This is a genomic window from Neisseria sp. CCUG12390, assembly GCF_047837985.1.
In the GTDB taxonomy this organism is placed as follows: Bacteria; Pseudomonadota; Gammaproteobacteria; order Burkholderiales; family Neisseriaceae; genus Neisseria.
This window is the reverse complement of record NZ_CP181244.1, coordinates 2,391,188-2,408,166: the sequence shown is the minus strand read 5'-3', so window position 1 is coordinate 2,408,166 and position 16,979 is coordinate 2,391,188. Positions and strand designations below refer to the sequence as shown.

Annotated in this window: 16 protein-coding genes and 1 pseudogene; 10 read left to right on the top strand and 7 right to left on the bottom strand. The window is 55.6% G+C overall.

Annotated features, from left to right (window positions below):
• Window positions 1-140 precede the first annotated feature (140 nt).
• Window positions 141-1,679 carry a murein biosynthesis integral membrane protein MurJ gene (gene murJ / locus ACM67E_RS11155; RefSeq protein WP_416191510.1) on the top strand — a complete coding sequence of 513 codons (1,539 nt, stop codon included), beginning with the start codon at window positions 141-143 and terminating at the stop codon, window positions 1,677-1,679.
• Between the two features lie 254 nt (window positions 1,680-1,933).
• On the opposite strand, the gene ACM67E_RS11150 is transcribed toward murJ, so the two are convergent.
• The 6 genes from ACM67E_RS11150 to ACM67E_RS11125 form a co-directional block, all read right to left on the bottom strand.
• Window positions 1,934-2,233, bottom strand: a complete 300-nt coding sequence (locus tag ACM67E_RS11150; RefSeq protein ID WP_416191509.1) for a monooxygenase — start codon at window positions 2,231-2,233, stop codon at window positions 1,934-1,936.
• Window positions 2,234-2,297: 64 nt separating this feature from the next.
• Window positions 2,298-3,080: an indole-3-glycerol phosphate synthase TrpC gene (trpC, locus tag ACM67E_RS11145; RefSeq protein ID WP_416191508.1), complete on the bottom strand. Its 783-nt coding sequence runs from the start codon at window positions 3,078-3,080 to the stop codon at window positions 2,298-2,300.
• A gap of 104 nt (window positions 3,081-3,184) precedes the next feature.
• Entirely contained in the window at window positions 3,185-3,790 is a 606-nt protein-coding gene (locus ACM67E_RS11140; RefSeq protein ID WP_416191507.1) for a trimeric intracellular cation channel family protein, read from the bottom strand.
• A 103-nt stretch (window positions 3,791-3,893) separates the two neighbouring features.
• Window positions 3,894-4,850: a YheT family hydrolase gene (locus ACM67E_RS11135; protein ID WP_416191506.1), complete on the bottom strand. Its 957-nt coding sequence runs from the start codon at window positions 4,848-4,850 to the stop codon at window positions 3,894-3,896.
• Entirely contained in the window at window positions 4,847-5,350 is a 504-nt protein-coding gene (locus tag ACM67E_RS11130) for a phosphatase PAP2 family protein (RefSeq protein WP_416191505.1), read from the bottom strand. The genes ACM67E_RS11135 and ACM67E_RS11130 overlap by 4 nt, the downstream gene beginning before the upstream one ends.
• A gap of 590 nt (window positions 5,351-5,940) precedes the next feature.
• Complete coding sequence (locus tag ACM67E_RS11125; RefSeq protein WP_416191504.1) at window positions 5,941-6,750, bottom strand: competence/damage-inducible protein A; 810 nt, start codon at window positions 6,748-6,750, stop codon at window positions 5,941-5,943.
• A gap of 69 nt (window positions 6,751-6,819) precedes the next feature.
• On the opposite strand from ACM67E_RS11125, the gene ACM67E_RS11120 reads away from it, so the two are divergent.
• Window positions 6,820-7,362: a hypothetical protein gene (locus ACM67E_RS11120; protein WP_416191503.1), complete on the top strand. Its 543-nt coding sequence runs from the start codon at window positions 6,820-6,822 to the stop codon at window positions 7,360-7,362.
• 141 nt (window positions 7,363-7,503) lie between these two features.
• Window positions 7,504-8,847: an argininosuccinate synthase gene (gene argG / locus ACM67E_RS11115; protein WP_416191502.1), complete on the top strand. Its 1,344-nt coding sequence runs from the start codon at window positions 7,504-7,506 to the stop codon at window positions 8,845-8,847.
• Between the two features lie 280 nt (window positions 8,848-9,127).
• Here the strand turns inward: argG and rsmI are convergent, their stop codons facing one another.
• Window positions 9,128-10,006 (bottom strand): 16S rRNA (cytidine(1402)-2'-O)-methyltransferase, encoded by an 879-nt coding sequence (gene rsmI, locus ACM67E_RS11110; protein WP_416191501.1) that lies wholly within the window; start codon window positions 10,004-10,006, stop codon window positions 9,128-9,130.
• 56 nt (window positions 10,007-10,062) lie between these two features.
• Here rsmI and ACM67E_RS11105 point away from each other — a divergent pair, with 56 nt between their 5' ends.
• The 7 genes and pseudogenes from ACM67E_RS11105 to ACM67E_RS11075 all read left to right on the top strand — a co-directional run bounded on the left by ACM67E_RS11105 (window position 10,063) and on the right by ACM67E_RS11075 (window position 16,932).
• Complete coding sequence (locus ACM67E_RS11105) at window positions 10,063-10,410, top strand: YraN family protein (protein ID WP_416191500.1); 348 nt, start codon at window positions 10,063-10,065, stop codon at window positions 10,408-10,410.
• A 7-nt stretch (window positions 10,411-10,417) separates the two neighbouring features.
• A complete protein-coding gene (locus ACM67E_RS11100; protein ID WP_416191499.1) occupies window positions 10,418-11,011 on the top strand; it encodes a phosphoheptose isomerase in 594 nt (197 codons plus the stop codon).
• 74 nt (window positions 11,012-11,085) lie between these two features.
• Complete coding sequence (locus ACM67E_RS11095) at window positions 11,086-11,694, top strand: BON domain-containing protein (RefSeq protein ID WP_416191498.1); 609 nt, start codon at window positions 11,086-11,088, stop codon at window positions 11,692-11,694.
• 76 nt (window positions 11,695-11,770) lie between these two features.
• On the top strand, window positions 11,771-12,433 hold the full coding sequence (locus ACM67E_RS11090; protein ID WP_416191497.1) for a hypothetical protein: 663 nt from the start codon (window positions 11,771-11,773) through the stop codon (window positions 12,431-12,433).
• Between the two features lie 81 nt (window positions 12,434-12,514).
• Window positions 12,515-13,324, top strand: a pseudogene (gene map / locus ACM67E_RS11085) (type I methionyl aminopeptidase); the annotation flags it as partial.
• A gap of 298 nt (window positions 13,325-13,622) precedes the next feature.
• Window positions 13,623-13,916, top strand: a complete 294-nt coding sequence (locus tag ACM67E_RS11080) for a helix-turn-helix domain-containing protein (RefSeq protein ID WP_416191496.1) — start codon at window positions 13,623-13,625, stop codon at window positions 13,914-13,916.
• Between the two features lie 190 nt (window positions 13,917-14,106).
• On the top strand, window positions 14,107-16,932 hold the full coding sequence (locus ACM67E_RS11075) for a valine--tRNA ligase (protein ID WP_416191495.1): 2,826 nt from the start codon (window positions 14,107-14,109) through the stop codon (window positions 16,930-16,932).
• The last annotated feature ends 47 nt before the right edge of the window (window positions 16,933-16,979 follow it).

Below are 16,979 nucleotides of genomic sequence, written 5' to 3'. Positions count from 1 at the left end.
CGCCCGCGCTGTCGTACAATAAACGGTTTTTCTAAAGGCCGTCTGAAACATTTCCCGCCGTCGGAAACGATTCCTTGCAATGATGGTCGAATCCTGTTTCAGACGGCCTTTGTGTCCATTTTCAAACAGATTGAACCATTATGAATTTATTAGGTGCTTTGGCCAAAGTCGGCGGCCTGACCATGGTGTCGCGCATTCTCGGCTTTGTCCGCGACACGATTATCGCCCGCGCGTTCGGCGCAGGCATGGCGACGGACGCGTTTTTCGTGGCGTTCAAGCTGCCCAACCTGCTGCGGCGCGTGTTTGCCGAAGGTGCGTTTGCGCAGGCGTTCGTGCCGATTCTGGCGGAATACAAACAGACCAAATCCGAAGAAGCCACGCGCGAATTCGTGCGTCATGTGGCCGGTATGTTGAGCTTTGTCTTGGTGATTGTGACCGCCATCGGCATTTTGGCCGCGCCGTGGGTGATTTATGTCTCCGCGCCCGGTTTTGCGAAAAATCCCGACAAATTCCAACTTTCGATAGAACTCCTGCGGATTACCTTCCCGTATATCTTGTTGATTTCGCTGTCTTCTTTTGTCGGCTCGATTCTCAACTCCTACCACAAATTCAGCATTCCGGCCTTTACGCCGACTTTGCTGAACATTTCGTTTATCGTGTTCGCACTGTTTTTCGTGCCGTATTTCGACCCGCCGGTCATGGCGTTGGCGTGGGCGGTGTTCGTCGGCGGCATTTTGCAGCTCGCGTTCCAACTGCCGTGGCTGGCGAAACTCGGTTTCCTGAAACTGCCGAAACTGAGTTTCGCCGACCCTGCGGTCAAACGCGTCATGAAGCAGATGGCACCGGCGATTCTCGGCGTGAGCGTGGCGCAGATTTCGCTGGTAATCAACACCATTTTCGCGTCTTTCCTGCAATCGGGCAGCGTGTCGTGGATGTATTACGCCGACCGCCTGATGGAACTGCCCACCGGCGTGCTCGGCGCGGCTTTGGGCACGATTCTGCTGCCGACCCTGTCCAAACACGCCGCGGGACAAGACAGCCAGGCCTTCTCCGGCCTGCTCGACTGGGGCCTGCGCCTGTGTATGCTGCTGACGCTGCCCGCGGCGGTGGGCTTGGCGGTGTTGTCGTTCCCGCTGGTGGCGACGCTGTTTATGTATAAAAACTTTACGCTGAACGATGCGGTAATGACGCAGCACGCGCTGATTGCCTATTCGTTCGGCCTGATCGGGCTGATTATGATTAAGGTGCTCGCCCCTGGCTTTTACGCGCGGCAAAACATCAAAACGCCGGTCAAAATCGCCATCTTCACGCTGGTGTGCACGCAACTGATGAATTTGGCCTTCGTCGGCCCGCTCAAGCACACCGGACTTGCGCTCGCCATCGGCTTGGGCGCGTGTCTGAACGCGGGTTTGCTGTTTTACCTCTTGCGCAAACACGGCATTTACCGACCCGGCGCGGGCTGGGGTGCATTTCTCGGCAAAATGCTGCTTGCGCTGGCCGTAATGGGCGGCGGCCTGTGGGCGGCGCAAACGTATCTGCCGTTTGTCTGGGTGGATGTCGGCGGCCTGCAAAAAGTGCTGCAACTGTGCGTGTTGCTGGCCATCGGCGGCGGCCTGTATTTCCTGACTTTGGGGCTGCTCGGGTTCCGTCCGCGGCATTTCAAGCGTTTGGAAAGTTAGGGTCAAATATAAAAGGCCGTCTGAAAAAAGGAATATTTTTTCAGACGGCCTTTTAACATTCTTGCCATTCGTCCTCGCGACTGGTGGGAAAGGGCGGCTCTTTGCATTAATGGAAAATGAACCCATGCCGCAGAGCAGAGCCGCCCTCCTAATCCCTTCCCCTGGTCGGGAAGGGGACTGATGCCTGTCATTTCGAAGATTCTTTGTCTGCCAAGAAACATGCCGTCTGAAAAGTTTTCAGACGGCATGTTGATTTACAAAGGCGCGTTGTCGATTTTGGATAACGCTGCGTTCACCGCAAAAATCTTACCGTTGACCTGCGGTACGCCGAAACTTTTCAAACGCGCGGTGTGCATGGCCAAATAATTCTGCGCATCTTGTTCGGTCGCGAAGTAGTAAATGCCGCCGGCTTCTTGCGCGGCCTGGTTTTCCGTCCAAATTTTCCAAACCAAGCCGGGTTCTCGGGCGATGGATTCGGCCAGCTCTTTCATGCCGGCAGCCATTTCACCGCCCCACGGGCCTTGATAGGGAAAATCGACTTGCAAAATAAACATTTTTCGTCCTTTCTGATTCATGATTCAAAGGCCGTCTGAAAATATTTTCAGACGGCCTTTGCGCTCAAAACAGCTTCTTCACTTCCGCTTCAATATCGTCGGCACGCATAAAGGTTTCGCCGATAAGGAACGTATGCACGCCGTGGCTGCGCATGAAATCCACGTCGTTTTTATCGCGGATGCCGCTTTCGGTCACGACGGTTTTGCCGGCCAATTCGGGTAGTAAATCCAGCGTCTGCTGCAAATCGACTTCAAACGTGCGCAGGTTGCGGTTGTTCACGCCCCACAGCGGCGTGGTCATGTTGCGGCATTTTTCCAGTTCGGACGCGTCGTGTAGCTCCAGCAAGACCGACATGCCCAAATCATGCGCCACGCGCTCGAAATGCGCCAGTTGCGCGGCTTCCAAAGCGGCGGCAATCAGTAAAATGGCATCGGCACCCCATGCGCGTGCCTGATAAATCTGGTATTCGTCGATGATGAAATCTTTGCGCAATACCGGCAGGCTCACCGCCGCGCGCGCCTGTTTCAGATATTCGGGCGAACCTTGGAAATACGGCTCGTCGGTCAACACCGACAAACACGCCGCACCTGCCGCTTCGTAGGCTTTGGCGATTTCGACGGGATTGAAATCCGCGCGAATCAGGCCTTTGCTCGGACTGGCTTTTTTCACTTCGGCAATCACGGCAGGCAGGTTTTGCGCGTGTTTGGCATGAACCGCATCGGCAAAACCGCGCACCGGCGAGGCGGTACGGGCTTGGGTTTTCATGTCTTCCAAAGAAACGGCGGCTTTTTGCGCGGCGACTTCTTCGGCTTTGGTGGCGAGGATTTTGTTCAGAATATCGGTCATGGTCGGGCTTTCGGAAATATTTGGAAAAAGAGGTCTGTTATTTTGGGGCGAACCGTCTGCTTCAGGCCGTCTGAAAAGGCGCATGGTTTGGTTTTCAGACGGCCTTACAGTTTCGGCAGCGTCAGGCGGGTTTTGTATGCCCACATCCGCAGCACATAACCGCCGATCAGCAGGATATTCAGCGTCAGCGGATTGAGCGCATTCAGGCGGTCGAGCAGGAACACGGCCAGCGCGACAATCACGGCGACGGTGCCGTAAAAATCCTGCCGCATAATCATGGGAATTTCGTTCACCAGCACATCGCGCACCACGCCGCCGCCGACGGCGGTAATGAAGCCGAGCATGACCACGCCGAACACGTTCAAAACATACATCAGCCCGACTTGCGCGCCGGTGATGGTAAAGGCCACCAGCCCGAGCGAATCCGCCCATGCAAAGGCTTCGGCCAACACGCGGCCTTGATGGTTCTGCACTTTGAACAGCCAGGCCGCCAGCACGGTCAGCGCGGTAATCGTCAGCGTGCCGTATTCGGTAAAAACCAGCGGCATGCGCCCGACCAATGCGTCGCGTATCAGGCCGCCGCCGATGGCGGTGAGCAGCGCGCAAATCCATACGCCGAGCATGTCCAGCCGCTTGCGCGCACCCACGAGATAGCCCGACAGGGCAAAGGCAATCGTGCCGATAATGTGGATGATGTCGGTGGCGGTCATGGGGGCGTGCGTTTAGGCGAAGCAGATGAGATGGGATGATAGCATGAAGCGGCAGGGTCTTGCTCAGGCCGTCTGAAACGCGGCCGGATTTTTCAGACGGCCTTTACCGTGTTTCAAATCGGGAAAAATAGTCCAGCAAAGTGCGCGGCAGCCATTCGATGTTCAGACGGCCTTTGTCTTTACTGACAAAGCCGACATGGCCGCCGTGGGGCGGTTGCAGCAGGGTAACGCTGTCGGAAACATCGGCGGGGGTGGGTAGCACTTCGGGCGGCAGGAAGGGGTCGTTGACGGCGTTGAGCAGCAGCAGCGGCTTGGCAACGGTTTTCAAAAACGGTTTGCACGAGCTGCGGCGGTAATAATCGTGGCGGTCGGCAAAACCGTGCAGCGGCGCGGTGAACAAGTCGTCGAAATCGCCCAGCGTTTTGCAGTTTTTCAACGGCGAGGCCGTCTGAAAATGCGCAAACGCTTCGGCTTTGGGAATGAGCGAATCGAGAAAATAGCGCGTGTAGAGCAGGCGGGTCGTGCCTTTGTCGAAGCGTGTACCGGCGGCGGCCAAATCCACGGGCGCGGACACGGCGGCAGCGGCTTCGGGCAGCGCGGCATCGCCCTGTTCGCCCAGATATTTCGCCAAGGCATTGCCGCCCAGCGACACGCCGACGGCATAAACCGTCGCGTAACGCTGCGCCAAAGTGTTCAGAACAAAGCCGATTTCCGCCGAATCGCCGGAATGGTAGAACACGGGCGCGGTGTTGGCGATGCCGCCGCAGCCGCGGAAATGCGCCACTACGCCGTGCCAGCCGCGCGACTGCACGGCTTTCATCAGTTCCACCGAGTAATGGCTGCGGCTGCTGCCTTCCAAGCCGTGAAACAGTACCACCAAAGGTGCATCCGGGTCAGCAGCATCGACGAAATCATAGGCAACCTGCGTCTGGCCGGTGCTGTCGGGCAGCAGTTCGCGGCGGTAAACGGGCGGTTTGCCTTGCAGGGCTTTGGCGAAAAGGGTTTCGGCATTGCCGTTGCGCAGCCAAAACGGTGTGTTCGGGGGCGGAAAAAGGTTCATTGTGCGAAACGTTTTCGGAAAAAGAAGTAATACAGCGCGAGCGTGGTCAATGTGCCGTTAATCCAGCCGACCCACACGTCGGTCGGGTAATGCACGCCCAGATACATGCGCGAATAGCCCATCAGCAGGGCGAAACAGATACCGGCCGGCAAAACGATGCGGCAATGGGGCGAACGCAGGCAGAGCAAAACGGCAATGGTGGCGAGCGCGGCGGCGAAAGTGCTGTGTCCGCTGGGGAAGGAGCTGTTGGTTTCTTCGATGATGCGCGGCCACAATTCGGGGCGCGGACGGGAAATAAAGAATTTTACCGTCAGCATAATCAGCGTCGGCAGCAGCGTGCTTAAAGCGATGAACAGACCGTAGTCGCGCCGCCCCGTGAACACCAGCCACAAAACCAGCAGCGCAATGACCGGCACGGCCAGAGAGGTTTTGCCGATGTAGTGCATCACGCCGGCCACGGGGGTGAACCATTGCCCCGTTTGCGTGTGAATCCACATCATGAAAGGTGTTTCAAAAGCAAAGTTCTGTCCGGTAACGATTTGGGCGGCAATGAGACCCGCAGAGACCAATAATAAGACACAGACAACCTGGGTGACGGTATGGCGGAGAGGGCGGGAGGAATTAGTGTGGACATTCATTTAAATGGTTGAAACCTTTGTGATTCATAAGGTTATAAAAATAAAAACTATAAACTCCGATGATTTGATAGTTTTTCGCATTAGTTTTTGATAATTATTGCTTTTTTCCGATTGGAAAAGCAGGTAAAAGCCCAAGCCCCAATCTGAAAAGCTTGTTATTCTGTCATCAAAAGGGCGGGGTGCACAATGCAGCCTTGCCGGCACAAACCATTGCCGTTCTTTTCAGACGGCATATAACAAGGCGTCAAGCGGTAACGTAAAAAATCGCAAACGCCGGTTCACTAAACTTACGGAGGTTATCATGTCAGTCTTTTTCTTAAACATCATCATGGTCGTCGGTTTCGCATCGCTGGCAACGCTGGCGGCGTTGTGGATGGGCGAACCGGATTTGTAACGCAAGTCTTTTTAACCCGAAGGCCGTCTGAAACTTAAAGTTTCAGACGGCCTTGGTCTTATACCGAATCTTTCAGTTCCGCCCCCAAATCCTTCAACCGCCGCACCACGTCCGCCCAAGCTGTGTCCAATAACGCGCAGGCTTCCCCTTCGGCCTTAATGCCGAAATCGATGTGCGGATGAACATGGCTGCCGTCGTCGGCCGTACGCGCCACCGTCGGCAGGCTGTAGGAGCGCACGCCCGGGTAGGCTTGTTCGACGTATTCCATCAAAGGCGTCAGGCGCGATTCAGGCTGGCCGAACACATACACGCTGCGGAATCCGCTTTCCACCCGGTTGAAACGGTCGGCGTAATACGTTTCCAATACCCATTGAGCCATCGGATGCGCCATCACAGGAAAGCCCGGGAAGAAGTAATGTCCGCACACGGAAAAGGCGGCGATGTTGTTGAACTCATTGGGCACGATGTCCGCGCCTTCAGGGAAATCGGCCATTTTCAGGCGTTGCTCGTGTTCGGGCGAACCGAGCGGCTCGCCGCGGCCTAAGGTTACGCCGTCGATGTTTTCCGCCGCCTCGGGGTGGCGCACCAGCGGTACGCCCAAAGCCGCCGCAGCCGCCTGCCGCGTGTGGTCGTCGGGCGTTGCGCCGATGCCGCCGGTAACAAACGTCGGCAGGCCGTCTGAAAAACTGCGCCGCAACTGCGTAACGAGCAAATCGAAATCGTCGGGCAGATACTGCACCTGATTGAGTTTCAGGCCGCGCGTTTCCAGTAGATTTTTGAAAAACGAAAAATGCTTGTCGACGCGCGAACCGTGCAGAATTTCGTCGCCGATGATGATGAGGTTGAACAAATGTTGCCGGTCTTTCATAATCTTTCTTCCGTATGCCGTCTGAAAGTTTTTCAGACGGCGTGAGTATTTCAATTGAAAAGGGAAGCCATGCGTGAATATCGGTTAAAGCAGCCGCCGAATGTGTGGGACAGTCTGGAAGCCGCATTCTATGCCGCGGTCGGATTGGGACTGCTGCTGACGGAAAACGGCTGGGGCATGGCGGGCGGCCTGATTTTGTTTGCCGTTGCCGCGTGGTCGCTGTGGCGTGATTTTGACAGACGCTGCCGCGAAATCGTGTTTTCAGAGTGCGAAGCCTGCCCTTGCGGTACGGCATTCATTCATCAAGTCAGCCGTAGAGATGTTCAAACGCTGCCGCTTTCCGATTTTTGCGGCGTAGCGACGTTCAGCGATACGCCGCGCGGCAGGATCGGTAATGTTTACCATACCGCACTCGTTCCCAAACAGCCGCACGCCGCGCCGCTGACGGTGCATACCGTGGTGCAGTCGTTTGCCCGTCCGCCCGCATTGCCGCCCGAAGCCGCCGACCAAGTCCGCCGACGCATTGCCGAATGCACGGGTTTGCAGGATTTCGGCGATGTCGGTGCGGCCGTTCCGACGGAGCTGTATGCAAAATGCCGTGTTTTCAAATAAAACGGATACGGTTCCTGCCGCAAAGCCTACCCTTGCGGTACAGCCCGAACTGGATTATCCGCCTTATTTATAAGATAATAAACCCGATTTTACGAAACGGCGCGCCAAGGCGCATTTATTTTCAGTCTGACAGGATTTTTTATGAGCCAAAACCATACCATTTTGCAGTCGCTGCCGACCGGCCAAAAAGTCGGTATCGCCTTTTCAGGCGGCCTCGATACTTCCGCCGCGTTATTGTGGATGAAACTGAAAGGCGCGCTGCCTTACGCCTACACCGCCAACCTCGGCCAGCCCGACGAAGACGACTACAACGCCATTCCGAAAAAAGCGATGGAATACGGCGCGGAAAATGCGCGCTTAATCGATTGCCGCGCGCAGTTGGCGCACGAAGGCATCGCGGCGATCCAATGCGGCGCGTTCCACGTTTTCACCGGCGGCATCGCCTATTTCAACACCACGCCTTTGGGGCGTGCCGTAACGGGTACCATGCTGGTGTCGGCGATGAAAGAAGATGATGTCAACATCTGGGGCGACGGTTCGACCTACAAAGGCAACGACATCGAACGCTTCTACCGCTACGGTTTGCTCACCAATCCCGCGCTGAAAATCTACAAGCCGTGGCTCGACCAGCAGTTCATCGAAGAACTCGGCGGCCGCCACGAAATGAGCGAATTCTTAATCGCCAACGGTTTCAACTACAAAATGTCGGTGGAAAAAGCCTATTCCACCGACTCCAACATGCTCGGCGCAACCCACGAAGCCAAAGATTTGGAATTTTTGAATTCGGGCATCAAAATCGTGAAACCGATTATGGGCGTGGCGTTCTGGGACGAAAACGTCGAAGTGAAGCCCGAAGAAGTGAGCGTACGCTTTGAAGAAGGCGTGCCCGTTGCGCTGAACGGCCAAGAGTTTGCCGATCCCGTGGAATTGTTCTTGGAAGCCAACCGCATCGGCGGCCGCCACGGCTTGGGCATGAGCGACCAAATCGAAAACCGCATCATCGAAGCCAAATCGCGCGGCATTTATGAAGCCCCCGGCATGGCCTTGCTGCACATCGCCTACGAGCGTCTCGTGACCGGCATCCACAACGAAGACACCATCGAACAATACCGCATCAACGGCCTGCGTCTCGGCCGCCTGCTCTATCAAGGCCGCTGGTTCGACAGCCAAGCCCTGATGCTGCGCGAAACCGCCCAACGCTGGGTGGCCAAAGCCGTCACCGGCGAAGTCACGCTGGAGCTGCGCCGCGGTAACGACTATTCGATTCTGAACACCGAGTCGCCGAACCTGACCTACCAGCCGGAACGCCTGAGCATGGAAAAAGTCGAAGACGCCGCATTCACGCCGCTCGACCGCATCGGCCAACTGACCATGCGCAATCTCGACATCGTCGATACCCGCGCCAAACTGGGCATTTATTCGCAAAGCGGCCTGCTGCAACTGGGCGAAGGCTCGGTATTGCCGCAGTTGGGCGAGAAGAAATAATCCGGTTTTACTGAAAGAACCGAAACACCAAGGCCGTCTGAAAAATATTTTTCAGACGGCCTTGAAGCCTTTGTAAAACTTGTGAACTTTCAGAAACTAAGTACCCCGTCATTCCTGCGCAGGCGGGAATCCAGAACGGCCAGCTTAAGAAATATTTAGAAATTACAGAAGGTTAAAATTCTGGATTCCCGCCTTTGCGGGAATGACGGGCATAGATTTTCGGGTTAAAACCGAGTTTTGCAAAGATCTCAGCTTTTTTAAAGATGTCATTTTTAAATGTTCAATCCTGATTCTTCCACGTCAACGCCAAATCATACAAAGCCTTTTTGCCTTCGCCGGTAATCTTCGCCGCCAAATCGGCGGCCTGTTTGGTCGGCAGTTCGGCGGCCAGGATTTTCATCACGTTTTGCGCGGCTTCGGGCAGTTCGCTACTTTTTGCGTTCACGGCGGGGTGCAGCACCAGCACCATTTCGCCGCGCGTCTGGTTGCCGTCTTCCTGTAAGGCCGTCTGAATTTCCGTGACCGTGCCGCTGAGAAAGGTCTCGAAAGTTTTGGTGATTTCGCGTGCCAACACGATTTTGCGTTCGGGGAACACGGCGGTCATGTCGGAAAGGGCGGCTTCGATGCGGTGCGGCGTTTCGAACATTACAATCGGATAGTCCGCGTTTTCCCATTGTGCGAAGAGCTTCAGCCGTTCGCCCGATTTGGGCGGCAGAAAGCCGTTGAAGTAAAACGACGGCTCGCTCACGCCGGCCACACTCAACGCACCCATGACCGCGCTCGCCCCGACCACCGGCACGACTTTGTATCCGGCTTCACGCACGCGTGCGGCCAGTTTCGCCCCGGGATCGCACACGGCAGGTGTACCCGCGTCGGAAACTTGGGCGACGATGAGGCCGTCTGAAAGATATTGGATGATTTTGTCGGCCATCTGCTGCTCGTTGTGTTCGCGCACGCTGACGAGTTTGGCCTGTATGCCGTACGCGCTCAAAAGCTGCGCCGTTACGCGCGTGTCTTCGGCGCAAACCACGTCGGCGGTTTTCAATACGGCCAGCGCACGTAGGGTGATGTCGGCCAAATTGCCGATGGGCGTGGCGACCACGTATAATGTTTGCGCGCTCAGGCTGTCGCAGGCTTTTTGATAGTGTTTCTGAATCATGGGTGAGGCCGTCTGAAAAAAGTGCTTAATTATATAGACAATAAGGGGAACAAGATATGCGTTTGAACCACAAACAGGGCGCGGCCGGCGAAGATGGGGCATTGGCGTTTCTGGAAAAACAGGGCTGCAAACTGGTGGCGCGCAACTGGCATTGCGCTTACGGCGAAATCGACCTGATTGTCAAAAACGGTAACATGATTCTGTTTGTTGAAGTAAAATACCGCAAAAACCAGCAATTCGGCGGCGCGGCATACAGCATTTCTCCGTCCAAATTATTGAAACTGCAACGAAGTGTAGAGTATTATCTGCAACAACACAGGCTGAATCACGTTCCCTGTCGTCTGGACGCGGTGCTGATTCAGGGAAACCGACCGCCCGAATGGGTGCAAAATATCACAGGTTGATTTTTAGATGACGACATTACAAGAGCGCGTCGCCGCGCATTTTGCCGAAAGTATCCAAGCCAAACAGCAGGCCGCCGAAGTATTGGCCGAACCGACCGTACAGGCGGCGGAGCTGATGCTGCAATGCCTGATGAACGACGGCAAAATCCTTGCCTGCGGCAACGGCGGTTCGGCCGCCGACGCGCAGCATTTCGCCGCCGAGATGACCGGCCGCTTTGAAAAAGAACGTATGGAGCTGGCGGCGGTGGCACTCACCACCGATACCTCCGCGCTGACCGCCATCGGCAACGATTACGGGTTCGACCATATTTTCAGCAAGCAGGTGCGCGCATTGGGGCGCGCCGGCGACGTGTTGGTCGGCATTTCCACTTCGGGCAATTCCGGCAACGTCATCGAAGCCATCAAAGCGGCGCACGAGCGCGACATGCACGTTATCGCGATGACGGGGCGCGACGGCGGCAAAATCGCCGCCATGCTGAAAGACACCGACGTCTTGCTCAACGTGCCGCACCCGCGCACCGCACGCATTCAGGAAAACCATATCCTGCTGATTCACGCGATGTGCGACTGCATCGACACCATGCTGCTCGAAGGCATCTGATTCTTTTTCAGACGGCCTGACATGATTCGCGAGGCCGTCTGAAACCTGTTTGAACACCATCCGAAAGGACGTTTATGAAAAACAAGCAATTTGTGAAAACGCTGCTGGCTTCGGCATTGTTGGCCGTTACCCTGAGCGGCTGTGTCAGCGCATTGGTCGGCGGTGCGGCCGTCGGTGCCAAATCCGCCGCCGACCGCCGCACGACGGGCGCGCAAACCGACGACAATGTGATGGCTTTGCGCGTGGAGCAGACCGCTTTGTCCTACCTGCGCCAAAACAACCAGACCGCCGGTTATACGCCGAAAATCAATGTCGTCAGCTACAACCGCCGTCTGCTGCTGCTCGGTCAGGTAGCGACCGAGGGTGAGAAACAGTTCGTCGAACAAATCGCCCGTTCGGAGCAGGCCGCCGAAGGCATTTACAACTACATCACCGTCGCTACGCCGAGCCGTAATTTCGGCAACGTGAGTGCCGATTCGTGGGGGACATCCAAAGTCCGCGCCGTGTTGTTGGGCGTGAGTCCGGCCACGCAGGCGCGCACCAAAATCGTGACTTACGACAACGTGACTTATGTGATGGGTATTCTGACACCGGAAGAGCAGGCCTTGGTTACCCAAAAAGTCAGCACCACCATCGGCGTGCAAAAAGTCGTGACCCTGTATCAAAACTACGTTCCACAATAACAAGCAGGCCGTCTGAAAATTTCAGACGGCCTTCCCGAATCATCGGATTCGCCACACCAACGGACAGTTTTCTTTCATGGCAAAACAGCAATTCCAACTCAGACCCAAACATTTGATCACCGCAACCTTGGCCGTGTGCGTGTTGGCCATCATTGCGCTGATTATCGGCGTCATCGGTACATTCAAACCGCGCGACGAAGAACGGCAGCAGGCCGAGCAGACGCAGCAGCAGGAGCGCGGGGCCAACCGCGTGGAAGTTTGGAAACCCAACGGCGACAGCAGCCAGGAGGCGGTGATTCTGAATCCCGATGCCGTGGATACGGCCGGGATGCAGGGCGGGCAAAATGCGGAGGAAGACGACGAACAGGCGTCGCGCAATCCGTTCCTGCCTCCGTCTTCCCGCAACCGCAATGCCGAAGAGCCGCGCCGCGCCCGTCCGCGTGACGGCGGAGAAACCGAACGCGCCCGTCCGGCAGAAAACCGGCCTGCCCAACCGTCGCCGTCGCTGCAAAGCCCGACCGTGACGCCGCCGGCTCCGGCAGGACAACCCGCCCCGACCCAGCCGCGCAGCGAGCCGGAACCCAAGCCCGAACCGCGTCCTGCCCCTGCTCCGGAGCCTAAACCCGAGCCGCGTCCTGCCCCTGCTCCGGAGCCTAAACCCGAGCCGCGTCCGGAACCCGCACCGCAGCCTAAGCCACAGCCACAGCAGCAAAAAGAAGTGATCGATAATTTATTCTAAACGGCGCAATACCCAGCCGGTTTTAAACTTTTCAGACGGCCTGAGTGGAAAAGCACGATGCTTTATTCCATGACCAGGCCGTCTGAAACCATGAAGGAACCCGATAAAATGACCGACGAAATCATCATTAAAACCCCGGAAGAAATCGAAAAAATGCGCGAACTCGGCCGCCTGGTGGCCGAAGCCCTCGATTACATTACCCCGTTTATCAAACCGGGCATCACCACCAACGAAATCGACAAGCTGGTGTACGACTACCATGTCAATGTGCAGGGCGGTTATCCCGCGCCTTTGAACTACGGTAATCCGCCGTATCCGAAATCGTGCTGCACTTCGGTGAACCATGTTATCTGCCACGGCATTCCCGATGATAAGCCTTTGAAGGAAGGCGATATTCTCAATATTGACCTGACGATTAAAAAAGACGGTTTCCACGGCGATTCGAGCCGTATGTTTACCGTCGGCGAAGTCAAACCGTTTGCGCAACGCCTGATTGACGTGACCCACGAATCGATGATGGCCGGTATCGAGGCAGTCAAACCCGGGGCGACTTTGGGCGATGTCGGCCATGCCTGCCAGCAGGTTGCCGAAAATGCCGGATATTCGGTGGTGCAGGAATTTTGCGGACACGGCATCGGCCGCGGTTTCCACGAAGCACCGCAAGTCTTGCACTACGGGCGCAAAGGGCAGGGGCCGGTATTGCAGCCCGGGATGATTTTCACCGTCGAGCCGATGATTAACCAAGGCAAACGCCATCTGCGTATTCTGGCCGACGGCTGGACGGTGGTTACGAAAGACCGTTCCCTGTCCGCCCAATGGGAACACGAAGTATTGGTCACCGACACCGGCTACGAAATCCTCACTATCAGTCCTGCGAGCGGCAAACCTTGATAAATGATGAGGCCGTAATGTTTATTTTTGTAAAAATCATGAGTTTTCGGAATTTTTGAAAATTATAAGATAATGATTTAAAAAGAAAAAACTTTTTGAAATATTTTTGTCAGAAATATTTATCCAGATTATGACGCATATGATAAAACTTCTTTCGAATATTCTGTCTAATATACTTGTGACGATAGGATACCGATTAAGAGCGTCCGTTTTGATTCGCTGCTTCGATGGAAAGCGGCAGGTTATGAGGACAGTTTCGGTATAGACTGCAGAACGAATAAACGAAGAAGGAAATTTCATGAAGTCGTTTGAGAAAATTGACAATATCCGCGACATCCGCAAGAAACTCGGTTTAAATCAAATGGACTTTTGGAGCCGCATCGGTGTGACCCAGTCCGGCGGTTCGCGTTACGAATCCGGCCGCAACATGCCTAAGCCGGTGCGTGAGCTGCTGCGTCTGGTACATATCGAACGTGTGGACTTGTCAAAAGTCAACCGCGATGATTTGGCCGTCGCTTCCTTGCTGAAAAACCGCGATCCCGAGCTTTACGCTTCATTGAAAAAAGAAGCCAAAACCGACAAAAACAAATAAATCAGCCGATTTGTTTGGTCGGAAAGCCGAAGCAGAACCCAAGGCCGTCTGAAACGGAAATATCGTTTCAGACGGCCTTTTTGCGTTATAATCCGACCTATCTCATTTCCGGCATCCGCTGTGGCGGCAAACGAAGGTTTGGCAGCGCAGAGCGGATGTTTCGTCATATTTTTACCGTACAGAATCCACCATGCTAGACAAATACAACCCCGCCGAAATCGAAGCCAAACACTATCGGAACTGGCAGTCCGCCGGTTATTTCCAGCCCGATTTTTCCCGCGCCGAAGCCTTTTCCATCCAATTGCCGCCGCCGAACGTTACCGGCACGCTGCACATGGGGCATGCGTTCAACCAGACGATTATGGACGGCCTGACGCGCTATTACCGCATGAAAGGCCGCAACACCTGCTGGATTCCGGGCACCGACCACGCGGGGATTGCCACGCAGATTGTGGTGGAACGCCAGCTCGCCGAGCAGGGCGTGTCGCGCCATGATTTGGGGCGTGGGAAGTTTTTGGAAAAGGTTTGGGAATGGAAAGAGCAGTCGGGCGGCACGATTACGCAGCAGATGCGCCGTGTGGGCTGTTCGGCCGATTGGACGCGCGAGTATTTCACGATGGACGACACGCGCGCGGGGATTGTGACCGAGGTGTTCGTGCGCCTGTATGAGCAGGGGCTGATTTACCGCGGCCAGCGTTTGGGCAACTGGGATCCGGTTTTGGGTACGGCGATTTCGGATTTGGAAGTGGAAAATGTGGAAGAACAGGGCTCGATGTGGCACATCCGCTATCCGCTGGCTGACAATCTTTCAGACGGCCTGACCGTAGCGACCACGCGGCCGGAAACGCTGTTGGGCGACGTGGCGGTTGCGGTGCATCCCGACGATGGACGCTACGCGCATTTGATCGGCAAGGAATTGGTGCTGCCGCTGACGGGGCGCACGATTCCGGTGATTGCCGACGAATATGTGGACAAGGATTTCGGCACCGGCTGCGTGAAAATCACGCCCGCGCACGATTTCAACGACTACGAAGTGGGCAAACGTCACAATACGCCGCTGATTAACGTATTGAGCCTAAAGGCGGAAATTCTGGCCGAAGCGGAAGTATTCGACTACAAAGGCGAAGTTCAGACAGGCATTAAGCTTCCTGAAAAATACGTCGGCCTCGACCGCTTCGCTGCGCGCAAACAAATCGTGGCCGACTTGGAAGCAGAAGGCCATCTGAAAGAGGTAAAACCGCACACGCTGATGACGCCCAAAGGTGACCGCACGGGTTCGGTAATCGAGCCGATGCTGACGCGCCAATGGTTTGTCGCCATGAGCGCAAAGCCCGAGGGCGGTGAGCCGGAAAGCGAATTTAAGGGACTAAGCCTGTCTGAAAAAGCCAAAAAAGCGGTGGACAGCGGCGCGGTAAAATTCTTCCCGGAAAACTGGGTGAACACCTACAACCAATGGATGAACAACATCCAAGACTGGTGCATCTCGCGCCAGCTCTGGTGGGGGCACCAAATCCCCGCTTGGTACGATTCAGACGGCAATGTTTACGTTGCCCGCAGCGAAGCGGAAGCGGAAAAATTGGCCGGCAAAAGCGGGCTTACCCGCGAAGAAGACGTTTTGGATACCTGGTTTTCCTCTGCGCTGGTGCCGTTTTCCACGCTCGGCTGGCCGTCTGAAACCGAAGAGTTGAAAGCCTTCCTGCCCAGCAACGTGTTGGTAACGGGCTACGAAATCATCTTTTTCTGGGTCGCCCGCATGATCATGATGACCACGCATTTTACCGGCAAAGTGCCGTTTAAAGACGTGTACATCCACGGCATGGTGCGCGACCACGAAGGCAAAAAAATGTCCAAATCCGAGGGCAACGTCATCGACCCTGTGGATTTGATCGACGGCATCGATTTGGAACAGCTTCTGGTCAAACGCACTACCGGCCTGCGCCGCCCCGAAAAAGCGCCGCAAGTGATTGAAGCGACGAAAAAACTGTTCCCCGAAGGCATTCCCGTGTTCGGCGCCGACGCGCTGCGTTTTACCATGGCCAGCTATGCCAGCCTCGGCCGCAGCATCAATTTCGACTTCAAACGCGCCGAGGGCTACCGCAATTTCTGCAACAAATTGTGGAACGCGACCAATTTCGTGTTGATGAACGTGGAAGACAAAGACTGCGGCCAAGACGAGACCCAGCCGCTGGCCTATACCTTCGTCGACCAATGGATTATCGGCCGCCTGCAGCAAACCGAAGCCGCCGTTACCGAAGCCTTCGACACCTACCGCTTTGATTTGGCAGCGCAAACGCTCTATGAATTCGTGTGGAACGATTTCTGCGACTGGTACATCGAGCTGGCCAAAGTGCAAATCCAAACCGGCTGCCCGACCACTCAACGCACCACCCGCCGCACCCTCGTGCGTGTGCTCGAAGTGATTTTGCGCCTGCTGCATCCGATTATGCCGTACATCACCGAAGAACTGTGGCAGACCGTCGCACCGCTGGCCAACGCCAAGCACGCCGACAGCATCATGATTGCCGCATGGCCGGTGGCGGACGAAGGCAAAATCGTTCAGACGGCCTTCGACAAAATGACCGCGCTGCAAGACCTGATCGGCGCCGTGCGCAACCTGCGCGGCGAAATGGGCATCGCCCCGAACGTGAAAGCCCCGCTGTTCATCGAAGGCCAAACCGACGAAGCCCTGCTCAAATACCTGCCGTCCATGACGCGCCTGACCGAAGCCAACATCGTGGACAAACTGCCCGAAAACGAAGACGCGCCCGTGGCCGTCTGCAACGGCGCGCGCCTGATGCTGAAAGTGGAAATCGACAAAGCCGCCGAAACCGCGCGTCTGACCAAAGAAGCCGAGAAGCTGCAAAAAGCCTTGGACAAACTCAACGCCAAACTCTCCAAACCCGGCTACACCGAAAAAGCCCCCGCACATCTGGTGGAAAAAGACAAAGCCGAACTGGCCGAGTTGGAAGACAAAATGGCGAAAGTGCAGGGGCAGTTGGCGAAGTTGAAAGATTGATTTAGATTTAATGTAATGATTTAAATTGAAATCAAGGTAAAGGCCGT

Coding starts and splice junctions, on each gene's coding strand:
- rsmI (WP_416191501.1), bottom strand. CDS start 10,006: ATGATTCAGAAACACTATCAAAAAGCCTGCGACAGCCTGAGCGCGCAA.
- trpC (WP_416191508.1), bottom strand. CDS start 3,080: ATGACCGATATTCTGAACAAAATCCTCGCCACCAAAGCCGAAGAAGTC.
- ACM67E_RS11100 (WP_416191499.1), top strand. CDS start 10,418: ATGACGACATTACAAGAGCGCGTCGCCGCGCATTTTGCCGAAAGTATC.
- ACM67E_RS11130 (WP_416191505.1), bottom strand. CDS start 5,350: ATGATGTGGATTCACACGCAAACGGGGCAATGGTTCACCCCCGTGGCC.
- ACM67E_RS11080 (WP_416191496.1), top strand. CDS start 13,623: ATGAAGTCGTTTGAGAAAATTGACAATATCCGCGACATCCGCAAGAAA.
- ACM67E_RS11090 (WP_416191497.1), top strand. CDS start 11,771: ATGGCAAAACAGCAATTCCAACTCAGACCCAAACATTTGATCACCGCA.
- ACM67E_RS11105 (WP_416191500.1), top strand. CDS start 10,063: ATGCGTTTGAACCACAAACAGGGCGCGGCCGGCGAAGATGGGGCATTG.
- ACM67E_RS11095 (WP_416191498.1), top strand. CDS start 11,086: ATGAAAAACAAGCAATTTGTGAAAACGCTGCTGGCTTCGGCATTGTTG.
- ACM67E_RS11150 (WP_416191509.1), bottom strand. CDS start 2,233: ATGTTTATTTTGCAAGTCGATTTTCCCTATCAAGGCCCGTGGGGCGGT.
- murJ (WP_416191510.1), top strand. CDS start 141: ATGAATTTATTAGGTGCTTTGGCCAAAGTCGGCGGCCTGACCATGGTG.
- ACM67E_RS11140 (WP_416191507.1), bottom strand. CDS start 3,790: ATGACCGCCACCGACATCATCCACATTATCGGCACGATTGCCTTTGCC.
- argG (WP_416191502.1), top strand. CDS start 7,504: ATGAGCCAAAACCATACCATTTTGCAGTCGCTGCCGACCGGCCAAAAA.
- ACM67E_RS11135 (WP_416191506.1), bottom strand. CDS start 4,850: ATGAACCTTTTTCCGCCCCCGAACACACCGTTTTGGCTGCGCAACGGC.
- ACM67E_RS11075 (WP_416191495.1), top strand. CDS start 14,107: ATGCTAGACAAATACAACCCCGCCGAAATCGAAGCCAAACACTATCGG.
- ACM67E_RS11120 (WP_416191503.1), top strand. CDS start 6,820: ATGCGTGAATATCGGTTAAAGCAGCCGCCGAATGTGTGGGACAGTCTG.
- ACM67E_RS11125 (WP_416191504.1), bottom strand. CDS start 6,750: ATGAAAGACCGGCAACATTTGTTCAACCTCATCATCATCGGCGACGAA.